Genomic DNA, 25,023 nt, shown 5'->3' on the forward strand with positions numbered 1-25,023 from the left:
TGGGCCTGACGGCCCGAAGACCAGTCCGCGACCACGTCCTTCTTTCGAATGTGCTGTGCTGCGAAGAGGCGTGGACGTACGGTCGATGCTCTATCGCGGTGGATCCGAAATCCGCCGTCCGCGCCGCCACAGCTCCAACTCGAAACGGCCGGGAGGATCACCCGGGCGTAACCGAAGCAGGCTCAGCCACCCGAAGGCGAGCCGCAGGGGAAACGTGTCCGAAATCGCTCTTGAAGCGCGCAACCTGTACAAGGTGTTCGGGAAGAATCCGAGCAGTGCCGTCCGTCGACTCAAGGCCGGTGAGAGCAGATCCGCCGTCGGCGACGCAGGAACCGCCGCCGTCATCGACGCCAGTTTCACCGTGAACCGCGGCGAGATCTTCGTGATCATGGGGCTCTCCGGTTCCGGCAAGTCCACCATCATCCGCATGCTCAACGGCCTGCACGATGTGACCGACGGATCCGTCATCGTGAACGGCGACCCGATCACGGGCATCCCGTCGTCACGACTCCGCGAGATCCGCCGCGACCGCGTCTCGATGGTGTTCCAGCACTTCGCCCTGCTGCCGCACCGCACGGTCGCCGCGAACGTCGCCTATCCGCTCGAGCTCAAGGGCGTCGGCAAGGACGAGCGACTGAAGAAGGCCGAGGAGATCCTCACCCTGGTGGGTCTCGAAGGCCAGGCCGACAAGCTCCCGTCCGAGCTCTCGGGCGGCATGCAGCAGCGCGTCGGCATCGCCCGTGCGCTCGCCGCCGACTCCGACATCCTGCTCATGGACGAGGCGTTCAGCGCCCTCGACCCGCTGATCCGTCGCGAGATGCAGGAGCAGCTCCTCGAACTGCAGGAGAAGCTGCAGAAGACGATCGTCTTCATCACCCACGACCTCAACGAGGCCATGTTCCTCGGCGACCGCATCGCTGTCATGCGCGACGGTCGCATCGTGCAGATCGGCACGCCCGAGGACATCCTCACGGACCCCGCCAACGACTACGTCGAGCAGTTCGTGCAGGACGTCGACCGCGCTCGCGTGCTCACCGCCGCGAACGTCATGGAGCGCCCGCGCCCGGTCGTCGCCGAGACCGCCGGCCCCCGGACGGCGCTTCGCCAGATGCGCGATGCGTTCATGTCGGCGACCTACGTGACCGGTCGCGACCGCAAGCTGCTGGGAATCGTCACCGACCGCGATGCCGTCAAGCTCGTGCGCCAGGGGGTGTCGACCCTCGACTCCATCATCAAGCCGGCGCCGCAGAGCGTCAGCAAGGACGAGGTGCTGATGAACCTGTTCATCCCCTCCGTCGAATCGCCGCTGCCTCTGGCCGTGGTGGATGCCGAGGGGCGCCTCGTCGGCGTGATCCCACGCATCACCCTGCTCGCAGCCCTGGGCCCCGGCCCCGGTGCCACGGGCGAGCTCACCCTGCCGCTTCTTCCGATGCCGCAGGCCGAGATCGACGCCGTGCTCGATGACGGATGGACGGCCGAGCCGCTGCCGGTCGCGACGACGACGGAGGAGGTGCGCTGATGGATGGTTTCCGCATTCCTCTCGGCAGCTGGGTCGCAACGGGAGTCGACTGGATCAAGACGAACCTCGACGGTCTGCTCGACGTCATCTCGTTCGTGGTCAGCTTCCTGGTCGACGGCCTCACCCGCGCCCTGCTGAGCCCGCATTTCGTGGTCATCATCCTGATCGCGGCGTTCATCGCGTGGCTCGTGCGCTCGTGGCAGCTCGCGATCGGGACGATCGTCTCGTTCGGTCTGATCGTGGCCATGGGCCTCTGGGTCCCCGCGATGCAGACCCTCGCCCTCGTGCTCGTCGCCGCGGTGATCGCCGTGCTGATCGCGGTGCCGCTGGGCATCTGGTCGGCCCGCAACGCCACCGTGCGCGCGGTGCTCAAGCCCGTGCTCGACTTCATGCAGACGATGCCGGCGTTCGTCTACCTGATCCCGGCGATCGTGTTCTTCAGCATCGGCGTCGTGCCCGGTCTCGTCGCCACCGTCATCTTCGCGCTGCCTCCGGGTGTGCGACTGACCGAGCTCGGCATCCGCGGAGTCGACTCCGAGACCGTCGAGGCCGGTCAGGCGTTCGGCGCCAAGCCGGGTCAGATCCTGCGCGGCATCCAGCTCCCGCTCGCGATGCCGACGATCCTCGCCGGGGTCAACCAGGTCATCATGCTCGCGCTATCGATGGCGGTCATCGCCGGTATGGCGGGCGCCGACGGCCTCGGGAAGATCGTCGTCGAGGCGATCTCGACCATCAACATCGCCAAGGGCGTCGAAGCCGGTCTGGGCGTCGTGCTCATCGCCGTCTTCCTCGACCGCGTCACCGCGGCCCTCGGCGACCTGGGCAGCAACCGCTCGTCGCTGCTCGGGATGCTGGCGCGTCGCCGCACGCAGAAGCGTCTCGATGCCGCATCCGCCGAGGCGGAGACGACGGCGACGGCATCCGCTCCCGCATCGGCCGAGGCAGCCGACGCAGAGGATGCCGACGCCGAGGTCGAGCGACTGAAGGCCTCCCCGCGCCGCGCCCCTGTCGGCGGCGGCGTGCACTGACTCATCCCTTCCGCACAAGAGAACACGCAGTACACAGCAACACAGCACCTATATATACGGAACGAGAGACATACACATGAAGAAGAAGATCCTGACCATCGCGGCGATCGGCGCCGCAGCGACACTGACCCTCGCCGGCTGCAGCGGTGACGGCATGGGCGGAACCGGCGGAGACACCGGCGGCAGCGAGTCCGGTTCGGGCGACAAGGGCACGATCACCCTCGGGTTCCTGCCCTCGTGGACCGACGGACTCAGCACCGCATACCTGCTGCAGGACCAGCTCGAGAAGATCGGCTACACGGTCGAGATGAAGACGCTGACCGAGGCGGGTCCGCTGTACACCGGCCTGGCGCAGGGCGATGTCGACATGTACCCGTCGGCCTGGCCCGAGCTGACCCACGCCGAGTACATGGAGACGTACGGCGACGACATCGAGGACCTCGGCGCGTACTACGACAACGCGAAGCTGACCCTCGCGGTTCCGGAGTACTCCGACCTGAACTCGATCGAGGACCTCGCGGGTAAGGGCGCAGAGCTCGACGGCAAGATCTACGGCATCGAGCCGGGTGCCGGCCTCACCGCGCAGACCCAGAAGATGATGCCGGAGTACGGTCTCGACGGCGAGTACGAGCTCGTCACCTCGTCGACCGCGGCGATGCTCACCGAGCTGAAGTCGGCGACCGACAAGCAGGAGGACATCGTCGTGACGCTGTGGCGTCCGTTCTGGGCCAACGACGCCTTCCCCGTGAAGGACCTCGAAGACCCCAAGGGTGCGATGGGCGAGTCCGAGGCCCTGCACTTCCTCGGCACGAAGGGCTTCGCGGAGGAGTTCCCCGAGGCCGCCGAGCTGATCGAGCAGATCAAGCTCGACGACGAGCAGTACGGTTCGCTCGAGGACATGGTCGTGAACGAGTACGGCGAGGGCAAGGAAGCGGATGCCATCGACGCGTGGCTCGAGGAGAACGGCGACCAGTTCGACTGGGTCGTCAGCTGACCTGACTCACGGGAACGAGTCCGTCCTCACGCGGGTGGACTCCCCTCCGATGGGCGGAGGATCTGTCACGGATCCTCCGCCCATCGCTGTGTCTGGGCGGGTGTATTGATGTACCGAAACAGCGGCCATGCACCCCCGTCACGATGTCGCGAGCCCCACGTCTTGTGAGTGCCGTCGAAAGATCGACGACACCCCAGACATGCTTCGCCGGGGCTGATTGCCATGCGCATCGGTCCGTTGCTCGGATCCCGGAACTCCTGCGAGATGTCCCTGTGATTCGAGGACCTCATGACAGCACCCGCACCGGCATCCGCACGCGTACCCCGAGGGCGCCGTCGCCTCCGAACGATCCTCGGAGTCGCGCTCATGGGCGCGATCCTGCTCGCCGGCGGGCTGCCGATGACGCAGCAGCCGGCAGAGGCCATCGAGGAAGCGCTGAGCACGACGCGCACCGCGACGAGCGCGACCATGAACTACCGCGGCGGAGTCACGGCCACACTGACGGTGAACCCGGCGACCACGAAGTCGGGCTCGGCCGGCGTGCAGTTCCTGGCGACCACGCCGCACAACGGATACGGCGCGACCAACGCGATGTTCGCGCCCGGCCTGGACGTCGCGACCACGCCGACGGTAGGACTCGAGGCGGGCGCCGGCATGTGCGACGGCCTGGACTTCTCCGGCTACTGCGCGAACAAGAACGGCACCCTCACGGTGGCATTCAGCCGCGCGGTCACGGATCCGATCATCGACATCTCCGGTCTCGGCGGCTACGCCCAGTGCGTGGAGGAGCGCACTACAGCCGACACGTTCTGTGAGATCATCACCGGCAACGGATTCACGATGAAGACGGATGCCGATGGTGACCGCACAGCCGCGGGCTGGATCGCCATGCAGATGGACATCGTGACACCCGGAGTGACCTTCGCTCCGATCGCCGGCGCGCAGAACCTCAGCGTCACGCCCACCACGCTCACCGCTGCGACGAAGACGAGCAGCTCGCGGTGCAACACCATGCTCCCCACTGCGGCCGAGCTGGCTGGGCGGACGATGACCAGCACCGCGCTCGCCGGCTGCGGCTCCGTCGTGCTGAAGGGCACCTTCCAGACGGTCACCATGAATCTCGGCACGCACATCCAGCGGGCGCCGGCGGCGGGTGGCTGGGCGAACGGGTACAACACCTACGACCCGGGCAAGAGCCTCGGCGACCTGATCCGACTCTCGATCCGTCTGCACGAGGACATGGGCGACGCGCCGAGCAGCTACGACGCCGCTCAGGCCGCCGTGCACGTCCAGGGGCCGCTGCGCCTCGGTGCGGGCATCACATCGGATGCCGACGCGACGGCCAAGCCGACGCTCTCGCCGAACGCCGGTGCAGGAGCCTCGCTCGACACGGATGACGCGATCGCCGACGGCATCCGGGCTCCGCGCGCGATCCGCGGCACCGCGTACTCGTTGCCGATCCCGCTGTCGGGCACCACGTCGCCCGGCACGGTCGCCGGATGGATCGACTTCAACAAGAACGGCATCTTCGATGCGACCGAGCGGGTGCAGGCCGCCTTCCTCGCCGGTGCGACCTCGGTGAACCTCTCGTGGACGGTGCCGGGCACGGCCGTCGTGGGTGACACGTACCTGCGTCTGCGCACGTCGTTCACCGCTGCGGAAGTGGCTGACCCGCGAGGCATCTCGCAGTCCGGTGAGGTCGAGGACTACATCCTCACCCTCGCCGCGGCGGCACCCGCGATCGAGGTCGTCAAGCTCGTGAACGGCGACGACGCGAACACCGCGCCGGGAGTCGCCGTCGACGCCGGATCGGCGATGAGGTTCGAGTTCCGGGTCACGAACACGGGCAATGTCGTGCTGACCGCCGTGCAGCTCGCGGATGACGTCATCGCGGCCGCCTCGATCCTTCCCGTCGGCGCGTGGGACGGCACGCTCGATCCGGGGGAGTCGGCCGTGTTCACCGCGACCTACCCCGCCCCGACCACGGGCGGCGTGCTGCACAAGAACACGGCGACCGCCTCAGGGCAGCCGGCGTCGGGCGGGGCTCGGGTCACGGACACCGATCCGGCCCACGCGACCACGCGTGAGGTGCTGGCCTCGCTCATCGTCGAGAAGCTCGGCGAAGACGTCAACGGCGACTGGGTGCGGATGGACGGGTCGGGCTTCCGGCTGCTCGCCGACGCCGCGGGGGTTCCCGGTGCGCCGGTGACTCCCGGGCTGATCGCCGGGGCCGAGGTCGGGCTGTTCACCGCCGCTGGCCTGCGCCCTGGCACGTACTGGCTCGAAGAGACGACGGCTCCGGAAGGGTTCTCACTCCTCGCCGAGCCGGTGAAGATCATCGTGTCGGCGGCCGGTGTGCTGTCGATCGCCGACGGGCAGTCGAGTCCGCAGGTCACCCTCGCCGGCAGCACGGTGTCGGTGCGGGACGTGCCGGTGTTCGAGCTGCCGGCCGCGGGCGGAACGGGGACGCACGGCTTCACGCTCACCGGAGGTCTGCTGATCGCGCTCGCGATCGCGGGCGTGGTCGCGCTGGAGATCCGTCGCGCACGGCGTGGGCGTCGCGAGGAAGTGCTCGACGCCGTCAGCTGACCCGGGTCGAGTCGTCTGCGATCGGGAGGAGATCTGCACTCGGGAGGGGGGTCCCCGGTGGATCCTCCTCCCGATCGCCGTTCTCCTCCCGATCGCTGGTCGTCTCCCGACACGGCGACTCCCGACACGGCGCCACCCGGCACGCGCAACCCCCTCTTCGACCTGTCGCACCCGGGGTTAGCCTGTGGCCGTGGACGGGTTCGCGGCGGTCGACTTCGGGTTCGCCCGCGAGGTCCTGCAACGGGGCGTCGCGGCGCTCTATCTCGTCGCGTTCATCTCGACCCTGAACCAGTTCCGACCGCTGCTCGGCGAGCACGGGCTGCTGCCGGCACCGGCGCTGCTCGACTGGATCGGGCAGAAGGAGTCACGGCGGCGGATGCTGCATCCGACCCTCTTCCTCCGTGTCCGGTACTCCGACCGCAGGCTCGGACTGCTGTGCGGGGCAGGGATCGTCGTGTCCGCGGCGCTGGTCGTCGGCATCCCGCAGTGGGGTCCGCCGTGGGTGCCGATGCTGTGCTTCCTCGCGCTGTGGCTCGGATACATGTCGGTGGTCAGCATCGGTCAGACCTTCTACTCGTTCGGCTGGGAGATGCTGCTGCTCGAGGCGGGGTTCCTGGCCGCCTTCCTCGGTTCGAACGATCAGCCTCCGCCGACCGTCGTGATCGTGCTGTTCTGGTGGCTGCTGTTCCGTGTCGAGTTCGGTGCCGGCATGATCAAGATCCGCGGCGGGCGGGAGTGGCGTGACCTCACGGCGCTGATGTACCACCACGAGACGCAGCCCATGCCGGGGCCGCTCAGCAGGCAGGCCCATCTGCTGCCACGGTGGTTCCATCGCGCCGAGGTCGTCGGCAACCACGTCGCGCAGCTCGTCGTGCCCTTCTTCGTGTTCGCTCCGCTGCTGTCGGTCTGGATTCCCGGTCCCGTGCCCCAGATCGTCGGGGCGGTGGCCGCGACGATCATGATCGCGACCCAGGTGTGGCTCGTCGCGACAGGCAACTTCGCCTGGCTGAACTGGGTGACGATCGTGATCGCCTTCTCGGCGATCGGACTGCCGGGGGTGGGCGCGGCACCGCGCGACGATGCGATGGACGACACGCTGTGGCCCGGCATCCCGCTGTACTGGTTCGTGCTCACGGCGGCCGTGGGCGTGCTCGTCGTGGCGCTGAGTGGGCCCGCCCTGCGCAACCTGTTCGCGCGGCGGCAGCTGATGAACGCGAGCTTCAACCGGTGGCAGATCGGCAACTCCTACGGAGCGTTCGGCACGGTCACGAAGCAGCGGGTCGAGATCGTCGTCGAGGGATCGGTCGACGACGACGGTCTGCTGTGGCGCGAGTACGAGTTCAAGGGAAAGCCGGGCGATGTGCGACGCATCCCGGGGCAGTTCGCGCCGTACCACCTGCGCCTCGACTGGCTGATGTGGTTCCTGCCGCTCGGCCGTTCGCTCGACGACTGGTTCACGGTCTTCCTGCTGCGACTGCTCGAGGCCGATGCTCCGACGCTCGCTCTGCTGCGGTCCGACCCGTTCGACGGTGAGCCGCCGCGGTGGGTGCGCGCCGTGTCATACCGCTACCGCTTCGCGACGCGGGCCGAACGGCGCGACGGCGCCGGGGTGTGGGTGCGCACGCGCCAGTCCGTCGTGCTCGGCCCCCTCGGGCTGCGGTAGGCCGCGGCATCCGGCGTCCGGCGCCAGGCATCCCCCACCATCGTTCCGGAGGAGATCTGCGATCGGGAGGGCACATTGCCGAGACTCACCCTCCGAATCGCAGATCTCCTCCCGCATGAGTGCACGAGGGTGCGGGAGTGAGTGCACGAGGGGCGCGGGAGTGCGCAGAAGAAGCCGACGCCGAGCGCGGCGAAACGCCCCGGCCGGGCGCGGGGCCCGGACGGAGCGTTCCGTCTCACTGCAGACGTTCAACTGACCTTCTTGCGGTACGAGATGATCGCGAACACGTAGGCGACGACCAGGATGCCGACGCACCAGGCGAGAGCGACCCAGATGTCGGTGCCGACCGGCTGCTCGGCGAACAGCGCCTGGATGGTGTCGACGATCGAGGTGACCGGCTGGTTCTCGGCGAACCACTGCACCGGACCCGGCATCGTGTCGGTCGGCACGAAGGCCGAGCTGATGAACGGCAGGAAGATCAGCGGATACGAGAACGCGCTCGCCCCGTCGACCGTCTTGGCGTTGAGCCCCGCGATGATCGCGAGCCACGTGAGCGCCAGGGTGAACAGCATCAGGATGCCGATGACGGCGAGCCAGGCCCAGACGCTCGCCCCGGTGCGGAATCCCATCACGAACCCGACCGCGAAGATGATCGCGAGGGTGATGGCGTTCGCGGTGAGTGATGTGAGCACGTGCGCCCACAGCACGCTCGATCGGGCGATCGGCATGGAGTGGAAGCGCTCGAAGATGCCGCTCTGCATGTCGGTGAAGAGCCGGAACGCCGTGTAGGCGATGCCGGACGCGATCGCGATCAGCAGGATGCCCGGAAGCAGGTAGTTCACGTAGTTGTCGACTCCGGTGCTCGTCTGCAGAGCCCCGCCGAAGACGTAGACGAACAGCAGCATCAGGGCGATCGGGGTGACCGCCGTCGTGATGATCGTGTCGGGGCTGCGGAAGATGTGCCGCATCGAGCGGCCGGTGAGTGTCGCCGTATCGGCGGCGAAGTGCGTGCTCATGCTGCGTTCTCCTTTCCGGTGGTCGAACCCGACTTCGGTCCGATGAGAGTGAGGAAGATCTCCTCGAGGGTGGGCTGCTTCTCGACGTACTCGACCTTCGCCGCGGGCAGCAGCCGCTTGAGGTCGGCGAGGGTGCCGTTGGCGATGATCCGACCCTCGTGCAGGATCGCGATGCGGTCGGCCAGCTGCTCGGCCTCATCGAGGTACTGCGTGGTGAGCAGCACGGTGGTGCCGGTGTTCGCGAGCTTCTTCACCACGTCCCACACCTCGATGCGGGCCTCGGGGTCGAGACCGGTGGTCGGCTCGTCGAGGTAGATCACCTCGGGATTCCCGACGAGGCTCATCGCGATGTCGAGTCGGCGGCGCATACCGCCGGAGTAGGTGCCGACCTTGCGGCCCCCGGCATCCGTCAGCCGGAACGTCGCGAGCAGTTCGTCGGCCACCGTTCCGGGGTAGTGCAGGTGGCGCAGCTGGGCGACGAGCACGAGGTTCTCGCGTCCAGTGAGGATCTCGTCCACTGCGGCGAACTGACCGGTGAGGCTGATGCGCTGACGGACGCCGAGGGGGTCGGCGGCCACGTCGATCCCCTGCACGGTGGCTGCGCCGGCATCCGACTTCAGCAGCGTCGAGAGGATGCGGACCATCGTCGTCTTGCCGGCGCCGTTCGAGCCGAGGAGGGCGAAGATCGTCCCTTTCTCGACCTCGAAGTCGACGCCTCGCAGCACGTGGAGGTCCTTGTAGGACTTCTCGATGCCGCGAACGGCGATCGCTGGTGCGTTCATGATCGTGACTCCTTCTTCTTCGCGTCGTCGACCGCCGTGACGAGGCGGGCGCGCTCCTTGTCGATCCAGTGGGTTCCGCCGTACGCCTCGGCGTAGGTCTCGGCGAACGAGACGGGGTCGTCGCCGACGATGTCGTCGATCGGGGTGCCGTCTATGGCGGCGCGCTCCCACAGATCGGCGAGGTCGAGGAAGATCTGCACGAGGATGTCGCCGTCGGTGATGCCCCCGTAGTACATCGTGTAGCGGTGCTGGGCGTTGGCGACCGTGCGATACGGCTCGGGGAGGGCGTCGATGCGCTTCTTCGCATCGCGGTACTGCTTCTTCTGCTCGAGCGATCCGGTGAGCGCTTCGATCCACTTGGCGGCCATGTCAGTTCTCCTTGTTGTTCGTGTTCGTGCTGTTCGTGCTGTTCGTGTTCAGCTGTTCGATGTGCTCGGAGAGGAAGCTCCACGTCTTCCAGAACTCCTCGAGCTCCTGCGTGCCTGCGGCGTTCAGGGAGTACACCTTGCGGGGCGGTCCCTTCTCGCTCGGCACCTTCTCGACGTCGACGAGCTTCTTCTGCTCGACGCGCACCAGCAGTGCGTAGATCGTGCCCTCGGCGATGTCGGTGAATCCGTGGTCGCGCACGCGGCTGGTGATCTCGTAGCCGTAAGCCGGCTGCTCGGCGAGGAGTGCCAGGACGATGCCCTCGAGTGTGCCCTTGAGCATCTCGGTCATCTGCTTGCCCATGAGAGCCTCCTTTCGTTGGTTCGGTACTCAGTGTTGCTGGGTACCGGTACAAAGTAACACTGAGTACCGGTACTTAGCAACACCGAATACTGAACTTTCTCGGAAGCCGCCCGGTGGCCGCGTTGACGGTCGCGCTTCGTGCTGCGCGGGCTGCTGCCGCCCGGGTGGCTGAGCGATCCGCGGCCGGGCTCAGTCGCGAGCGCGGCTCAGTCGCGAGCGCGCCGCCAGGGCAGCAGCCGGTCGAGCAACCGCCGCGGCGCCTCGGACACCACCGTGGGCGGAGCGACGGCGAACTGCACGATCTCCTCGGCCCCGTGGTGCACCACCCGATACAGCGCGGTGCCGATGAGCACTCCGAGCGCGATCGACATGATCGACAGCAGCGCCGCCATGAAGTCGGCGAGGCCGCTGTCGGTGGCGACGGCCTCGGTGAGTCCGACGAGTCCCGCAGCGCCCGGGACGAGCAGCCAGAACGCGGGAAGGAACGTGATCTGCGCCGGGACACCGCGGCGCAGCGAGGCGATCCAGAACACCACGAGTGCCATCGCCACGGCCCCGACGAATCCGCCCAGGGTCGCGCCGAGCAGCGCGGTGCCGACCCACTGTCCGATGTACGCCACGACGAGCGCCAGCAGCACCCACCCGAATGTCGAGGTGGGGGCCGAGAAGTGCAGATAGTTGCCGAGCGCGAACACCAGGATGCCGATCAGCGCGACCCACCACGGTAGGAAGGATGCCGCTTCGAGCGCCTCGTAGGAGCGCGATTCGACACCCACGACGGTGCCTGCCGCCAGGATGCCGAATGCCAGCAGGGCGAGCTGCACGAAGCCGTAGATCAGACGCGAGGCGCCCGAGATCATCTGCCCCGCCGCGAGCTCGACGGTCGCGGTCGTCAGCACGCCTCCGGGCAGGAAGGTGACCAGCGGGGCGATGAGCAGCCGGATCGGATCGCCGATCTCGATGACCTCGGCGAGCAGGAACACCGCGGCGGCGCACACGAACGCCGCGGCGATCGGCATCACGAGCTGCAGGGTGGGCGAGCGCACGAGCTTGAGCAGCCCGATGCCCGCACCCAGTACGAAGGCGACGATCGCGCCCTGCCAGGTGGGGGCGAGCAGCAGCGCCAAGCCGGTCGTCAGCACGGCATGCCCGAACGTGCGGGTGACCCAGCCCAGCCGTGGACGCATCGCCCCGATCTCGTTCAGGCGACGGATGCCGTCGAGCGGCGACACCGAGGCGGTGCGCGCCTGCGCGATCAACTCGTACAGGGCCGCGATCTGGTCGAAGCGGAACGAGGCGTTGGTCGCCGACCGGATCGCGACTCGCGATCCCTCGTCGGCGAGGTCGTCGACCGATCGGTGGAAGAGGGGCAGATGATGCGGTGCGCAGCGGTCCGAGTCGTACGTCGCGTAGAAGCTCACGATGTATGCCGCGTCATCGCCCGTCGCCGTGCCGACGAACAGCACTCGAGGTCTCTCCTTGCGGGTGAGCCCGAGGATGTAGTCGTGCGTCGGATCGTTCCGACGCTCCATCATGGCCTTGCCTGCGCCCGTCGCCACCACATGAGACACGTCGCCACCCCCGCTGTCGTCTGCGAATGCGCTCAGCGTATTGGGGTTCGGGGCGCCGCGGGGGGGGGTGATCTCACCCGGGCGGGGCGACCGCCGCGATCAGCCGTTCAGGCGCGCCATCGCGACCTGCGCCTCGAGCAGCGGCAGGGTGCGATCGGCGTCGGGCTGCGGGCAGATGTCGAGGGCGTTCGCGAGTTCGAGAGCCAGCGCGGCGTGACCGGCGGCGTTCGGATGGAACGGGTCGCCCATCAGCCCCCACGGAACACCGCCGTTGCCCAGCTCGGTGAAGCGCGCGTGCTGGTCGACGAGGATCACGTCCTCGGATGCCGCGACGGTGCGCACGGCATCCGCGAACTCGGCGATCCTCTCGCGACCGGGGGCGTTCACGATGTCGATCGCGGGTGGGGTCTGCAGCACGACGACGGCGCCGGTGGCACGGACGCGCGACACGAACTCGCGCAGTGACGCGGCGAAGTCGCCGGGTTCGACGGTGACCTGGCCGGGGCCGGTCGCCAGGTCGTTCGTGCCGATCATCAGCGTCACGACGTCGGGGTGCCACGATGCGACACGACGGTCCCAGTCGTTCAGGATGTCGGTGATGCGGTGCCCGCTGATGGCGCTGTTGATGACGACATCACGGGTGCGCCCGAGCTCGCCGCGGATCAGCTCGTGCAGATGTTCGGAGTAGCTGCGCCCGCCCTGCGTGTGCAGCAGCCCGTGCGTGATCGAGTCTCCGGTGATGACCCAGTTCAGCGGCTCGGCTCCGGCGAGGGAGGCCGCGATGCGGCGGAGGTCGGATGCGGCGGAGGCGGGGGAGTCAGCATTCGGCACGCCCTAGAGCCTAGCGGCGGCGAGAGTGGAAGACTGGGGCCATGTCCTCCCCACTGCTCGACACTCTCCTCGCCCGCATCGTCGACAGCGGACTGCTCGATGATCCGGTCGCCGAGAACGGTCTCGTCTACGGACGGGCCACCATCGATGCCGCCGGCGCGGTCGTCACCGTCAACGTCGACCCCGAGCTGGAGGACGACGAGGAGACCCTCGACGACGACGCGCTGATCGCGGCGATCACCCGCATCCTGTCGGTGTCCGAGACCCGGTGGCGGGCGGTGATCGACGAGGTCGCCGACGACATCGACGAGGCCGTCGACGACGAGCCGGTGATCGAGCAGGTCGACCTGCGCGACGACCTCGAAGCCACCTCGGTGGTGGTGTTCGCCGATGCCGTGCTGATCGCCTTCGATGCGCCCAAGCAGTTCCCGGACTCACGGATCCTGGTGCAGCTGGACGACGACCTCGAAGTCGCGAACATCGAGGTGCGCGACCGGGATGCCGCTGACGTCGAGGTCCTGGAGTTCGACGATCTCGACGAGCTGCTCGACAGGCTCAGCGGCGACGACCGCTGAGCCTGCCGCGGGTCACAGCCACTTCTTGTACTTGAACACCCCGTAGAGGGCGACCGCGAAGGCGGCCATCGCACCGATCGCCATCGGATAGCCGTGCGCCCAGTGCAGCTCGGGCATGACGTCGAAGTTCATGCCGTAGACCGTGCCGACGAGGGTGGGTGCGAAGATGATCGCCGCCCACGACGAGATCTTCTTGATCTCGTCGTTCTGGGCGAGGCTCGCATCCGACTGCCGGCGTGCGACGAGAGCCGACTGCACCGTGAGGGCGTTCTCGAGGATCGCGCGGAACGAGTCGACCCGCTCATTCACGCGGATGACGTGGTCGAGCACGTCGCGGAGTGAGCGCTGCAGCTCTTCATCGATGCGGTACTTCTCGGATCCGCGGCGCAGCCATTCCAGCATCCCGGCGAGGGGGTGCACCGCGCGCTGGAAGTTGATGACCTCGCGCGAGAGCTCGTAGATGCGCCGCGAGAGGGCGTCGTCGTCGCTGTCGCCGAAGAGCTGGTCCTCGATCTCGTCGATGTCATTCAGCAGCCCCGTGACGATGGGCTCATAGCCGTCGACGACCTCGTCGAGGATCGCGTAGAACACGGCCTCGGGGCCCATCGCGAGCAGGTCGGGGTGCGCCTCCATGCGACGACGCACGCCCACGAGGTCGGGCGACTCGGCGTGCCGGATGGTCACCACGAAGTCGGGGCCGACGAACAGGTGCAGCTCGCCGAACTCGATCGACTCCTGCTCGTCGCGATAACGGGCGGGGCGCAGCACGGCGAAGAGCGTGTCACCGTAGCGCTCGACCTTCGACCGCTGGTGACCCGAGAGGGCATCCTCGACGGCGAGCGGATGCAGGTCGAACTCGCGCGCGACCGAGGCGACCTCCTGAGGGCTCGGTCGGTAGAGGCCGATCCAGGCGATGCCGCCGTGGGCATCGAGCGACCGGTAGGTCTCGTCGAGGTTCTTCGGGGTCTCCACGCGACGTCCGTGGACGTACACGCCGTTGTCGATGAGGGCCATGGCTGGCTCCGTTCTCGCAGGCGCACGCCGGGTCAGAGGGGGCGTGCGCAGTATTCGTCAGGGGGCGGAAGACGCCGCCGACGGCTGCGGAGCAGGACGTGCAGGTGCGGAGCCGGAGCTCAACGCACGGATGCCGTCAGACGCGACGCAACGAAGGCGGCGTCGCAACTATCACCGGACATCGCCATCACCGCCTCTCGCGCTCTGAAGGGGTCATGTGACCCGGTGTGCCAGCATACTCCTGCCTGCTGGGGGTCGATCCACCCGTCCGGCTGCGTCCGCTCGTGGTTCCGGTCGCAACACAGCGGGGCGAACGGCCGGCGATCAGGATGCGGTCAGGCGGCGTCGATCCCGACGAGTTCGGCGCTCTTCTGCCACAGGGCCTCGGCCAGTGCGGCATCCTCGATCATCGGGTTCACCCGCCGGGTCAGAACGCGCTCGTCGTAATACTCGCCCGAGATCCAGGTGTCATCCGGGGTGCCTTCGACGAACCAGCTGAGCGTGCTGCCGCCCTTCTCGCTGCTGATGAGCAGCAGTCGCTTGAGCGGGGTGCGGTAGACGAACCGCATGAGCGTGTTCGAGTCCGAGGCGAAGTTGGTCTGCACGGTGCCGGGGTGGAAGGCGACCGAGCTGAGTCCGTCGCCGTGGAACTTCGTGTGCAGGCTCTTCGTGAACAGCACGTTCGCGAGCTTCGCATCGCCGTAGGCGCGGTTCGCGCTGAAGTCCTTGCGGTTGTCGAGGTCGTCGATGTCGAGCTTGGCGAACAGCCGGTGCGCGACGCTCGAGGTGTTGATGATCGCCGCGCGACCGGTGCGCAGCTGCGGCAGCAGCAGGTTCGTCAGCAGGAACGGCGCCAGGTGATTGACCTGCAGCGTCTTCTCGAAGCCGTCGACCGTCGGGGTCTGATCGCCGAAGATGCCGCCGGCGTTGTTCGCGAGCACGTCGATGCCGCCGTCGCCCACGGCATCCGCGATCTTCGTCGCGAGTTCGCGCACGTCGTCGAGTCGCGCGAAGTCGGCGGTGAACCACTCGGCCCCGGTGTCCGCGGCGACAGCGCGTGTCTTCTCGATAGATCGTCCGACGAGGATGAGTCGGTGGCCGGATGCCGCGAGCTGGCGTGCCGATGCCGCACCGATCCCGTCGGATGCGCCGGTGAGGACCACCGTCTTCGGGGTCACGACGTCGGCTCCGCCGCGCCGCGGCTGCGCCCGACGTACACGGTGTTGGACGACGTCCCACCGGTGACCGCGTTCGCGAAGTCGACCACGTGGGCGACGGCGTCGTCGAACACGGCACGCATCTCGTCCATGAAGGCATCGTCGGGCGGATCATCCGACCACAGTGCGAAGACGCCACCGGAGGCGAGGTGCCGGTCGAGGGCGCGCAGGCCGGCCGCGGTATAGAGGTCGGCGTGCGTGGGGTCGAGCTGGTGGCGCGGCGAGTGGTCGACATCGAGCAGGATCGCAGAGTAGCCGCGGTGACCCTCCGGGGGCGCTGCGCGGACCACGGCGAAGAAGTCGTCCTCGACCAGGCTCGTGCGCGGGTCGTCGACGAGTTCCGCCGACACGGGCAGCAGCTTCCGTCGGTGCCATCCGATCACCGCGCCGAGCCGGTCGACCACGGTGAGCGACGCCACACGGTCGTCACGCAGCGCCGTGACCGCCGTGTATCCGAGCCCCAGGCCGCCGACCAGCACAGAGAGGTCGTCGCCGGCGACAGCGGCCAGGCCGAGATTCGAGAGCTCCTCCTCCGCCACCGTGAACAGGCTCGACATCAGGTATTCGTCGCCGAGCTTGACCTCGTAGATCTCCTGGCCGACAGCGGGTTCGGTGCGGCGACGCAGCGTCAGCTCGCCGATCGGGGTCTCCTGCCAGTCGAGCTCTTCGAATCTCGTGATCATCGGGGATTCTCGCTGTCGTCGTTCGTGTTCGCGCGCAGGGGTGCAGACGCGTCAGTCCGGGCCGGGGAGTCGGGAGCTGTCGTCGGCGACGGCAGCCGGACCTTCTCGGGCTCCGGATCGGAGGCGGCCGCAGCGGGCGCCGGCGTCGTCGATGCGGCGGTGCTCGCGCTCGCGGCCGGGGTCGACGGATGTGCGGGGAGCTCGCGCGCGACCTGCTTCTCGAGCACCTGCACGGCCTCGTCGCTGAGCAGGATCAGGCCCTCGAGCTCGTCGCGCACTCGTCGGTAGGCGACGTTGCGCTCGGCCTGGGTGGCCGACTCGTCGACGGCGACCTTGAGCAGCTGCTGCGCGCGGTCGAGGCGCTTGCGCTCGGGTTCTGTGAAGGTCGAGTCGCGCAGCCGCCGGGCATCCTTCTCGGCGATCTCGAATGCGACGGCGTACGCGCCGACGGCGTCGAGGTACTCCGACACCTGCTGCTCCGTCACGGCTGCGTCAGCGGAGAGCGGGCGCAGCGCATCCGCCGTCCTCTTGGCCCGAAGGAACGCCGCGACCAGAGGCTGGCGTCCGTCGCTCATGGCGGGGAAGGCGATGAGCTTCGCGACGTCGAGCTCGTAGTCGAGCCACCGCGCGGTGATCTCGTCGTGCTCGGAGAAGAGCCGCTCGAGCAGGGTGTTCGGTGCGACGGAAGCACGGGTGTCGACGAACCCCGGTCCCGCCTGCCTCGCCCTTCCGGTGCGGGCTTCGAGCTGAGCCGTCTTGATCTCGGCCTTGAGTCGCAGGGTCTCGATGCGACGTTCGTGGCGACGCTTCGAGTTGCGCTCCCACGCCTTCGCGGCGCCGCCGGCCATGCCCATGATGGGGAAGACGAGCCACCAGTAGTGCCCCGCGAAGTTCCAGAAGCCCTGGATGAACTCGTCCATGATGCCCTCAGCCTACTTCTCGGGCTGTGCGGCGTGGGCGGCCGGGGTTGCGTGCGCGTGTGCTCCACAACTCCGGAGATCCGGACTGGCAGGCGACCACGTTCGTTCGCAAGCGCCGAGAAGACGGGCGGCCCTCGCGGGGGTGCACAGGATCTCCGGAGTTATGGAGCCCCCGGGGCGCCGATCAGAGGCCGAGCTTCTCCGCGCAGGCGACGCAGTGCGTGGCGAACGGGCGCACCTCGAGTCGCGCCTCGGGAATCGGCCTGCCGCAGTGCGCGCAGACGCCGTAGGTGCCGGCATCCAGTCGTGCGATCGCGTCGTCGACCTGCTGGAGTTCGGATGCCGCCGCATCGGCGAGCCCGGTCAGCCGTGACCACTCGGACGAGAGCGTGACGCCCTCGGGGTCGTGCTCGTCGTCGTCGTTCGAGCCTTCGCGATCGTGCATCAGCTCGGCGAGGGTCGCCGCCGTGGATGCGACGCGCGCCGTCGCCTCGGCGCGCAGCATCTCGAGGCGTGAGCGGGCATCCGACGTCATCCGCACACTCTAGGCGGCACCTCCGACACCAGCCGTTCACTCAGCGTTCCGTTTCGAGTACGGCGGTCTCGTAATTGCCTGTCACCTTCGCGAGTTGGAATACCCATGTTCTCGGAATTCGGGAACGCCTCCTCCCGAAAGGTCATCATGCGCCGCCTCACCCTGCCCGCCGTCGGCCTCCTCGGCGTCGCCGCCCTCGCCCTGACCGGCTGCCAGAGCCCGTCCGCCGAAGCGGCCCCCGCCGACCCGAACGCTCCTCTCACGATCGCGACGATCCCGGTCGGCGACGACCCCACAGCCGAGAACCCCGTCGAGGTCTTCGCCGAGCTGCTCGAAGACGCCACCGGCCGCGACGTCGAGATCACCGATGTTCCCGACTACCTCAGCGTCGTCGAGGCGATCCGCGCCGACCACGTCGACATCGGCATCATGAGCGGCTTCCCCTCGGCGCTCGCCGCGAACACGGGCGAGGTCGACGCGCTCGTCGCCTTCCAGGGCGACGGCAAGCCCGTCTCGACCTGTGTGGTGCTGAACGACTCGCCGATCCAGACCGTCGAGGACCTCGAGGGCAAGACCGTCGCCTTCGCCGACCAGGCGTCGAGCTCGGGCTACTTCATGCCGGTGTACATGCTGCATGAGGCAGGCCTCGAGCAGGGCACCGACTACGAGGCGATCTTCGCCGGCGGACACGAAGGCAGCTTCGCCGCGCTCGAGCAGGGACAGGTGGATGCCGCCTGCACTGCCGTCATGCTGACCGAGCTCGGCGCGCCGATGTTCCCGTTCGCCGACGGGGAGTGGCGTGCGGTGGGTGAGAGCCCGGCGATGGACATCCAGGGTGCTGTGCTCGGACGTCAGTCGCTCGACGCCGAGACCCGCAAGGTTATCCAGGAGGGCATCGCCGAGGTCTTCTCGCCCGAAAACGCCGAGCGCCTCGGAGCGTACGGCGCCTTCGCCGCCGCCGAGCAGACCGTCGACCCCGACGGCTCGTCGTTCGCCTCGTTCGCCGAGATCGCCGCGGTCGCCGGTGTCGAGCTCAAGGACCTCAAGTGACGAGTCCCGCACCCGTCGTCGCTTCGCTGGAGAACGCGCGCGGTGCGTCCGCCGATCGGCATGTCGCCTCCCGACGCGCCGAGACGGCATCCGATGGTCTGGGATCTCCGACGGCGGAAGAGCTCCGCACCCCGACCGCCGAGCTGCGCCAGGCCCTGCCGCTCGTCACGGTGCGCGACCTCAGCGTCGCGTATGACACCACCACCGTGCTCGACGGCGTCGATCTCGACCTGTTCCCGGGCGAGATGGTCGCGCTGCTGGGCGCCTCGGGGTCGGGCAAGTCCACCCTGATGCGCAGTCTCACGGGCTTCGCGCCGATCTCGGCAGGGTCGGCGCGGGTCGCCGGCCACGACGTCACCAATCTCGCGCGCGGCGAGCTGCGCACCCTGCGGTCGGATGTCGGCCAGGTGTTCCAGCAGTTCAACCTCATCCCGCGTCTGAGCGTCATGACGAACGTGCTGGCCGGAGCCCTGCACGGCGCGGGCTCCATCAATCTGGTCGGCGGCTTCTCGAGCGCGCACCGTCGCCGCGCACTCGAGCTGCTCGATCGCGTCGGCATCGCGCACAAGGCCAACGAGCCTGCTCGCTCGCTGTCGGGCGGACAGCAGCAGCGCGTCGCGATCGCCCGCGCTCTCATGCAGCAGCCTAAGGTGATCCTCGCCGACGAACCGGTCGCGTCGCTCGACCCGAAGCTCGCCGACTCCGTTCTCGGTCTGCTGCGCGAGATCGCCACCGAAGACGGCATCCCCGTGCTCGTCAGCCTGCACGTGCTGCCGCTGGCCCTCGCGCACAGCGACCGCATCATCGGCCTGCGGCACGGACGGATGCTGGTCGCCGGCGCCACTTCGCAGCTGGATGCCGCGGCCCTTGCGCCGCTCTACGACGACGAGGAGCACGACGATGACGCTCACCACTGACCCCGCTCCACGGCAGGGTCGGCAGGCTCAGCCGGCCCCGCCGCCGGCACGACCGACCGCTCGATCTCGAGGCCGACCCTCGACCCTGCCGAGCGCTCGCGGCTCGAGCGGGCGTTCCGGGTGCCGCGCGCGAGGTTCCTGCTCGGGCTGCCGATCGCCGCCCTGCTGCTGATCTGGTCGTTCAACGGCGCCGAGTTCAACTTCATCAAGCTGGGCGACGGCGCGGTCAACATGGGCGAGTTCCTGTCGCGCCTGTTCCCGCCGGACTTCTCGAAGATCGGCACGATCCTCGCGCTGCTGCTCGAGACCTTCCAGATGGCGGTGGTCGGCACCGTGCTCGGAGCCGTGCTGTCGCTGCTCGTCGCCTTCGGGGCATCGTCGAACATCGCGCCGAAGTGGGTCTACTACCCGACGCGCTGGGTCATGAACATCATCCGCTCGGTGCCCGACCTTGTGTTCGCGCTCATGTTCGTCTCGGCTGTCGGACTCGGTCCGTTCGCCGGCATCCTGGCCATGACCCTCGGCTCGATCGGGTCGATCGGCAAGATCTTCGCCGAGGCCATGGAGCAGGTCGACCGCGGACCCGTCGTCGCCATGGAGGCGGTCGGTGCCTCGAAGCGTCAGGTCATCCAGTACGGCATCCTGCCGCAGAGCGCACCGCTGCTCACGTCCTACACGCTGCTGCTGTTCGAGGGCAACGTGCGCGGCGCGACCATCCTCGGCCTCGTCGGCGCCGGTGGCATCGGCCTCGAGCTGACCACCGCCATGCGCATGTACGACTACGGCCACCTCAGCGCCATCATCATCTGCATCATCGTGCTCGTCACGGCGATCGACCAGGGCAGCGCCCTCATCCGAAGGAGAATCACATGACCATCGCCGACATCGACCTGGTGCTCAGCGCCCCCGTGAACCTGCGCGACCTCGGCGGCATCCCGATCGAGGGGGGAGTACTGCGGGAGGGTCTCGCGATCCGCACGGATGACCTCGCCTACGTCACGACCGAGATCGCGTCGCAGCTCGTAGCCGCAGGGCTCACCGCGATCATCGACCTGCGCTCGCCGCTCGAGGTCTCGGTCACGGGGCGGGGTCCGCTCGCCGACTACCCGGTCGCGTACCACCACCTGCCGCTGATCGCGGATGTCGGGGAGTCGATGAACCGCGACGCTCCCGAGCTCAGCCACGACGCCATGGGCCGGATGTACCTGCGCATGGTCGAGGTCGCCGCACCCCAGCTCGTCACCGCGCTGAACGTGATCGCCTACACGCCGGGAACCGCGGCGTTCCACTGCGCGGCCGGGCGCGACCGCACCGGAGTCGTGGCGGCGATGCTGCTGCTCGCCCTCGGCGCGGCTGATGATGACATCGTCGCCGACTACGCCCTCACCGGCGGCAACATGGTCGCGATCATGCAGCGCACCGCACCCGTGATGGGCGCGATGTGGAAGGCGCTCGGCTTCGACGCGGATGCCGCCGGTGCGACGTCGTCGCTGCTGGAGGGTTCGATGGAGGTGTCGATGCGCACCCTGCTCGACACCCTCCGCGCGCAGCACGGCGATGCACTCGCTCCGCTGCGAGCGGCGGGACTGTCGGATGCGACTGTCGCGCGGCTCCGTGAGCGGGCGCTCGCCGCGTGACGACCGTGGAGCTGGAGGCTCGCGTCGCGAGCGCGGGTGACGCTGTCGGTGCCGCTCCGGTCGCCGTCGGAACTGCGGGCTCGACGTCTGCGGGCGCGAAGTCTGTGGGCTCGAAGTCTGCGGGCGCGTCGGATGCCGGGGCTGCGGTCCGCCGCCGCCCCGGCCGTCCGCGCGATGAGGACATGGACGGGCAGATCGTCGCCGCGACGCTCGAGATCATCGATGCGGGCGAGGACGTCACCGTCAGCCGCGTCGTCGCGCGGAGCGGAGTCAGTCGCGCTGCCCTGTATCGGCGGTGGCCGTCGCTCACGACGCTGATCGCGGCGGCGCTCGACGTCGGACGCACCATCCCGCCCGAATACCCGGACGGTGTCGACCTGCGTGAGGCGCTGTTCGACGGGTTCGGTCTCGGTGACACCGGGGTGGCGCTGTCTGTCGCGGCATCCGGCTATGCGGAGGAACGATTCCGGCAGCGCATCCGACTCGTCATGTCGGATCGCGCACTGCAGAAGGCGTACTGGCAGTCGCACGTGTCGCGGCGGCGAGTGCCGCTCCTGAACGCGTTGCGCGCAGGAATCTCCCGTGGCGAGCTGCGGGCCGACCTCGACGTCGAGGCGTGCTTCGATGCGATAGCCGGCACCGCGTACTACCAGATCGTCGTGCGCGGCGACCGGATGGACGACCCTGCGGTGGCCGCTCGCCTGCGGGCTGCGGTCGAGACGATCTGGCGCGGGATGGTGGCCTGACTCACCCGGATACCCGGGGACCCGGGTATCCGGGTGAGGTGATGCAGACGGCGTGCTGGGTCACTAATGGCGGCTGAATCGCCCTCAGGAGATCTCACGCCCCGAAGGCGATCTCACGCACGGAAGGGATCTCGCGCGCCGAAGGGATCTCACGTACCGAAGGAGATCTCACGCACCGAAGGAGCATTCCTCGGATGGGCTCCTTCGTTGTGCGAGATCTCCTTCGCAGGGACGCCGAGCGGCAGTCACCGCCGCGACGTCAGCGGAAGGCGATCTCACGCGCCGAAGGAGATCTCACGCGCGGAAGGGATCTCACGTACCGAAGGAGATCTCACGCACCGAAGGAGCATTCCGCGGATGGGCTCCTTCGTTGTGCGAGCTCTCCTTCGCAGGGACGCCGAGCGGCAATCCGAGCGACAGCCACCGCCGCGACGTCAGCGCGCCTCAGGCGTCTCCGAGCTCGCCACGACCTGAACTGTGTCCGTCCTGACTCCCGGGTGCTCGCGCTCGAGCGCAGCACCCTCCATGTCGACGTTCGGAAGGATGCGGTCGAGCCACCGCGGCAGCCACCAGGCCGACCGGCCGAGCAGGTGCATGAGCGCCGGCATGAGCAGCATCCGGACGACGAAGGCGTCGAGCAGCACACCGAACGCCAGGCCGAAGCCGATCGAGCGGATGATGGTCGACTCCGAGAAGATGAACCCGCCGAAGACCGACACCATGATGAGCGCCGCGGCGACGACGACCGAACGTCCGGCCCGGAAGCCCTGGGCGACGGCATCCCGTGCCGAGGCTCCGTGCACGTACGCCTCGCGCATCCCCGAGGCGAGGAAGAGCTGGTAGTCCATCGCCAACCCGAACAGGATGCCGACGAGGATCACGGGCAGGAAGCTGAGGATGGGCCCCGGGCTGTCCAGGCCGATGAGGTCGGCGCCCCAGCCCCACTGGAACACGGCGACGATCAGGCCGTAGGTCGCGAACAGCGAGAGCACGAAGCCACCGGTGGCGATGATCGGCACGAGCAGCGAGCGGAACACGACGATCATGATGAGCAGCGAGAGCCCGACCACGACCACGAGGTAGAGCGGCAGGACGGCGGCCAGTGCCTCGGAGATGTCGATGTTGGTCGCGGCCTGCCCGGCGACGCCGAGGGTGATGCCGCCGTCGAGCTGCGGCAGCGCGCGGATGTCCTGCACGAGCTTCTCGGTCGATGCGCTGTTCGGGCCTTCGGCGGGGAGCACCTGGAACGCGAGCAGAGTGTTGTCGTCGGAGTTCGCGATCGGGGCGACACCCACGACGTCGTCCTGGTCGGCGATCTTCTGGGCGATCTCGACCTGCGTGGCGAGCAGGTCGTCGTCGCTCACCGCGTCGTCGAGGGTGGCTGTGACGAGCAGCGGACCGTTCGCCCCTTCGCCGAACTGCTCGTCGACGATGTGGAAGGCGCGGTAGCTGGTCGAATCCGACGGTTCGCTCGCGCCGTCGGGCAGTCCGAGGCGCATCGACATCGAAGGGATCGCGACGATCAGCAGTGCGATCACGCTGACGAGCACGGTGACGATCGCGCGGAGCGTGGACATCCGCTTCACGGGCTTGCCCGCGGCGTGCGGCTGGCCGATCGTGGAGCGAGCCTTGCCGCTGAGCAGCCGTGTTCCGACGAGGCCGAGGATCGCGGGGGCGAGCGTGATGGCGACGAGCACGGCGACGCCGACGCAGACCGCGCCGACCGTGCCCATGAGTCCGAGGAACGGAACGCCGGTGACGTTGAGGGCCAGCAGCGCGACGATCACCGTGGTGCCGGCGAACACCACGGCCGTTCCCGATGTGCCGGTGGCGAGGCCGATGGATTCGCGAACCGGAACACCGTTGAGCAGCTGCTTGCGGTGCCGGTTCACGATGAAGAGCGAGTAGTCGATGCCGACGGCGAGACCGAGCATGACGCCGAGCACGGGGGTGACGGATGCCATGTCGACGACGCCCGAGAAGGCGAGAGATGCGGTCACGCCGACGCCCACGCCGACGACGGCCGTCACGATCGGCAGTGCTGCGCCGATGAGTGTGCCGAGCATGACGATCAGCACGACGGCGGCGAATGCGAGTCCGATCGCTTCGCCGACGCCGAAGATCTCGGGCACGCCCTGCGCGATGTCGGTGCCGAAGTCGACCTCGACGCCCTCGATCGGCGAGGACTCGAAGTGCTCGATCGTGCCCTGCTTGACCTCTTCGGAGAGTTCGAGACGGGGGTCTTCGAACGAGACGTTGACGATGGCCGTCGAGCCATCCTCCGAGACGACGCCGATACCGTTCGTGAGGTCGAGGAGCGTGGAACCGAGGTCGACCTTCTCGGCGTTCGCATCGAGTTCGGCGCGCGAGTCGTCGATGGTCTTCTGCTGCGCATCGAGCTGGGCTGCCTGCGCGTTCAGAGCTTCGATCTGCGCATCCAGTGCTGCGAGCTGCTGGGCCGGAGCGCCGCCCGCTTCTGCCTGCGACCGAGCCGTGGTCAGCTGGTCGAGACCGGCCTCGAGCTGCGTGCGACCCTCATCGAGCTGCGCCTGACCGGCGTCGAGCTGCGCCCGGCCACCCTCGATCTGGTCCTTGCCGTCGGCGAGATCCTGCGCCTGCACGGCCTGCTGCTGCTGTGCGTCGAACGGGTCGATCACGGATGCCACGCCGTCGAGGTCTTCGGCGCTCTTCGCGAGCGCGGAGATCTCCTGCTTCTGCTGCTCCGTGAAAGCCGAGCCGTCGGTCGTCTGATAGACCACCGTGCCCGTGCCGCCGGCGGTGTCGGGCAGCTTCTCGGCGAGCTGGTCGGTCACAGCGCCGGAGGCGGTGCCGGGGATGTCGAAGCTGTTGCTCAGCGTGCCGCCGAGCGTGAGGAACGCGCCGACACCCAGGCCGAGGATGATGACCCACGAGACGATCACCGTCCACGCCTTGCGTGCAGCGAACGAACCCAGGCGGAACAGCAGTGAAGCCAAAACGATCTCCTTCAGACGAATAGATCATACGG

The 25,023-nt window shown here is 68.3% G+C and carries 23 protein-coding genes; 11 read left to right on the top strand and 12 right to left on the bottom strand.

The window, feature by feature from the left end; genetic code table 11:
* The first annotated feature begins 214 nt into the window (after positions 1-214).
* The 5 genes from AKG07_RS13340 to AKG07_RS13360 all read left to right on the top strand — a co-directional run bounded on the left by AKG07_RS13340 (position 215) and on the right by AKG07_RS13360 (position 7,793).
* A complete protein-coding gene (locus AKG07_RS13340) occupies positions 215-1,519 on the top strand; it encodes a quaternary amine ABC transporter ATP-binding protein (RefSeq protein WP_053098367.1) in 1,305 nt (434 codons plus the stop codon).
* Positions 1,519-2,547 (top strand): ABC transporter permease, encoded by a 1,029-nt coding sequence (locus tag AKG07_RS13345; protein ID WP_053099332.1) that lies wholly within the window; start codon positions 1,519-1,521, stop codon positions 2,545-2,547. Before AKG07_RS13340 ends, AKG07_RS13345 begins: the two co-directional genes overlap by 1 nt.
* Before the next feature lie 76 nt (positions 2,548-2,623).
* Positions 2,624-3,541: a glycine betaine ABC transporter substrate-binding protein gene (locus tag AKG07_RS13350; RefSeq protein WP_053098368.1), complete on the top strand. Its 918-nt coding sequence runs from the start codon at positions 2,624-2,626 to the stop codon at positions 3,539-3,541.
* 288 nt (positions 3,542-3,829) lie between these two features.
* Positions 3,830-6,130 (top strand): GEVED domain-containing protein, encoded by a 2,301-nt coding sequence (locus tag AKG07_RS13355; protein ID WP_150115134.1) that lies wholly within the window; start codon positions 3,830-3,832, stop codon positions 6,128-6,130.
* Between the two features lie 190 nt (positions 6,131-6,320).
* Complete coding sequence (locus AKG07_RS13360) at positions 6,321-7,793, top strand: lipase maturation factor family protein (RefSeq protein ID WP_053099333.1); 1,473 nt, start codon at positions 6,321-6,323, stop codon at positions 7,791-7,793.
* A 248-nt stretch (positions 7,794-8,041) separates the two neighbouring features.
* Here the strand turns inward: AKG07_RS13360 and AKG07_RS13365 are convergent, their stop codons facing one another.
* The 6 genes from AKG07_RS13365 to AKG07_RS13390 form a co-directional block, all read right to left on the bottom strand.
* A complete protein-coding gene (locus AKG07_RS13365) occupies positions 8,042-8,809 on the bottom strand; it encodes an ABC transporter permease (protein WP_053098370.1) in 768 nt (255 codons plus the stop codon).
* A complete protein-coding gene (locus AKG07_RS13370; protein ID WP_053098371.1) occupies positions 8,806-9,591 on the bottom strand; it encodes an ABC transporter ATP-binding protein in 786 nt (261 codons plus the stop codon). Before AKG07_RS13370 ends, AKG07_RS13365 begins: the two co-directional genes overlap by 4 nt.
* On the bottom strand, positions 9,588-9,959 hold the full coding sequence (locus tag AKG07_RS13375; RefSeq protein WP_053098372.1) for a DUF1048 domain-containing protein: 372 nt from the start codon (positions 9,957-9,959) through the stop codon (positions 9,588-9,590). Before AKG07_RS13375 ends, AKG07_RS13370 begins: the two co-directional genes overlap by 4 nt.
* Before the next feature lies 1 nt (position 9,960).
* A complete protein-coding gene (locus AKG07_RS13380) occupies positions 9,961-10,320 on the bottom strand; it encodes a PadR family transcriptional regulator (RefSeq protein WP_053098373.1) in 360 nt (119 codons plus the stop codon).
* 206 nt (positions 10,321-10,526) lie between these two features.
* Entirely contained in the window at positions 10,527-11,891 is a 1,365-nt protein-coding gene (locus tag AKG07_RS13385; protein WP_082297941.1) for a threonine/serine exporter family protein, read from the bottom strand.
* A 99-nt stretch (positions 11,892-11,990) separates the two neighbouring features.
* The gene (locus AKG07_RS13390; protein WP_053098375.1) at positions 11,991-12,722 is read right to left on the bottom strand and encodes an SGNH/GDSL hydrolase family protein; all 732 of its coding nucleotides are present in this window, start codon (positions 12,720-12,722) and stop codon (positions 11,991-11,993) included.
* Between the two features lie 41 nt (positions 12,723-12,763).
* On the opposite strand from AKG07_RS13390, the gene AKG07_RS13395 reads away from it, so the two are divergent.
* A complete protein-coding gene (locus tag AKG07_RS13395) occupies positions 12,764-13,297 on the top strand; it encodes a hypothetical protein (RefSeq protein ID WP_053098376.1) in 534 nt (177 codons plus the stop codon).
* Between the two features lie 12 nt (positions 13,298-13,309).
* Here AKG07_RS13395 and AKG07_RS13400 read toward each other — a convergent pair whose 3' ends face one another.
* The 5 genes from AKG07_RS13400 to AKG07_RS13420 all read right to left on the bottom strand — a co-directional run bounded on the left by AKG07_RS13400 (position 13,310) and on the right by AKG07_RS13420 (position 17,666).
* Positions 13,310-14,311, bottom strand: a complete 1,002-nt coding sequence (locus AKG07_RS13400; protein ID WP_053098377.1) for a magnesium and cobalt transport protein CorA — start codon at positions 14,309-14,311, stop codon at positions 13,310-13,312.
* Between the two features lie 335 nt (positions 14,312-14,646).
* Positions 14,647-15,489 carry an SDR family NAD(P)-dependent oxidoreductase gene (locus AKG07_RS13405; protein WP_053098378.1) on the bottom strand — a complete coding sequence of 281 codons (843 nt, stop codon included), beginning with the start codon at positions 15,487-15,489 and terminating at the stop codon, positions 14,647-14,649.
* Positions 15,486-16,211 (bottom strand): spermidine synthase, encoded by a 726-nt coding sequence (locus tag AKG07_RS13410; RefSeq protein WP_053098379.1) that lies wholly within the window; start codon positions 16,209-16,211, stop codon positions 15,486-15,488. The genes AKG07_RS13405 and AKG07_RS13410 overlap by 4 nt, the downstream gene beginning before the upstream one ends.
* The gene (locus AKG07_RS13415; protein WP_233277274.1) at positions 16,208-17,131 is read right to left on the bottom strand and encodes a hypothetical protein; all 924 of its coding nucleotides are present in this window, start codon (positions 17,129-17,131) and stop codon (positions 16,208-16,210) included. The genes AKG07_RS13410 and AKG07_RS13415 overlap by 4 nt, the downstream gene beginning before the upstream one ends.
* A 184-nt stretch (positions 17,132-17,315) precedes the next feature.
* Positions 17,316-17,666 (bottom strand): TraR/DksA family transcriptional regulator, encoded by a 351-nt coding sequence (locus tag AKG07_RS13420; RefSeq protein ID WP_053098380.1) that lies wholly within the window; start codon positions 17,664-17,666, stop codon positions 17,316-17,318.
* A gap of 105 nt (positions 17,667-17,771) precedes the next feature.
* Here AKG07_RS13420 and phnD point away from each other — a divergent pair, with 105 nt between their 5' ends.
* From phnD to AKG07_RS13445, 5 genes are all read left to right on the top strand, one after another.
* Entirely contained in the window at positions 17,772-18,716 is a 945-nt protein-coding gene (gene phnD / locus AKG07_RS13425; RefSeq protein WP_233277275.1) for a phosphate/phosphite/phosphonate ABC transporter substrate-binding protein, read from the top strand.
* Complete coding sequence (locus AKG07_RS13430; protein WP_233277276.1) at positions 18,713-19,633, top strand: phosphonate ABC transporter ATP-binding protein; 921 nt, start codon at positions 18,713-18,715, stop codon at positions 19,631-19,633. The genes phnD and AKG07_RS13430 overlap by 4 nt, the downstream gene beginning before the upstream one ends.
* 120 nt (positions 19,634-19,753) lie before the next feature.
* On the top strand, positions 19,754-20,506 hold the full coding sequence (gene phnE / locus AKG07_RS13435; RefSeq protein WP_233277277.1) for a phosphonate ABC transporter, permease protein PhnE: 753 nt from the start codon (positions 19,754-19,756) through the stop codon (positions 20,504-20,506).
* Positions 20,503-21,270 (top strand): tyrosine-protein phosphatase, encoded by a 768-nt coding sequence (locus tag AKG07_RS13440; protein WP_053098382.1) that lies wholly within the window; start codon positions 20,503-20,505, stop codon positions 21,268-21,270. The genes phnE and AKG07_RS13440 overlap by 4 nt, the downstream gene beginning before the upstream one ends.
* Positions 21,267-22,016 (top strand): TetR/AcrR family transcriptional regulator, encoded by a 750-nt coding sequence (locus AKG07_RS13445; RefSeq protein WP_233277278.1) that lies wholly within the window; start codon positions 21,267-21,269, stop codon positions 22,014-22,016. Before AKG07_RS13440 ends, AKG07_RS13445 begins: the two co-directional genes overlap by 4 nt.
* A gap of 434 nt (positions 22,017-22,450) precedes the next feature.
* Here AKG07_RS13445 and AKG07_RS13450 read toward each other — a convergent pair whose 3' ends face one another.
* Positions 22,451-24,991: an MMPL family transporter gene (locus tag AKG07_RS13450; protein WP_053098383.1), complete on the bottom strand. Its 2,541-nt coding sequence runs from the start codon at positions 24,989-24,991 to the stop codon at positions 22,451-22,453.
* Positions 24,992-25,023 lie beyond the last annotated feature (32 nt).

Source organism: Microbacterium sp. CGR1, assembly GCF_001266755.1.
GTDB lineage: Bacteria > Actinomycetota > Actinomycetes > Actinomycetales > Microbacteriaceae > Microbacterium.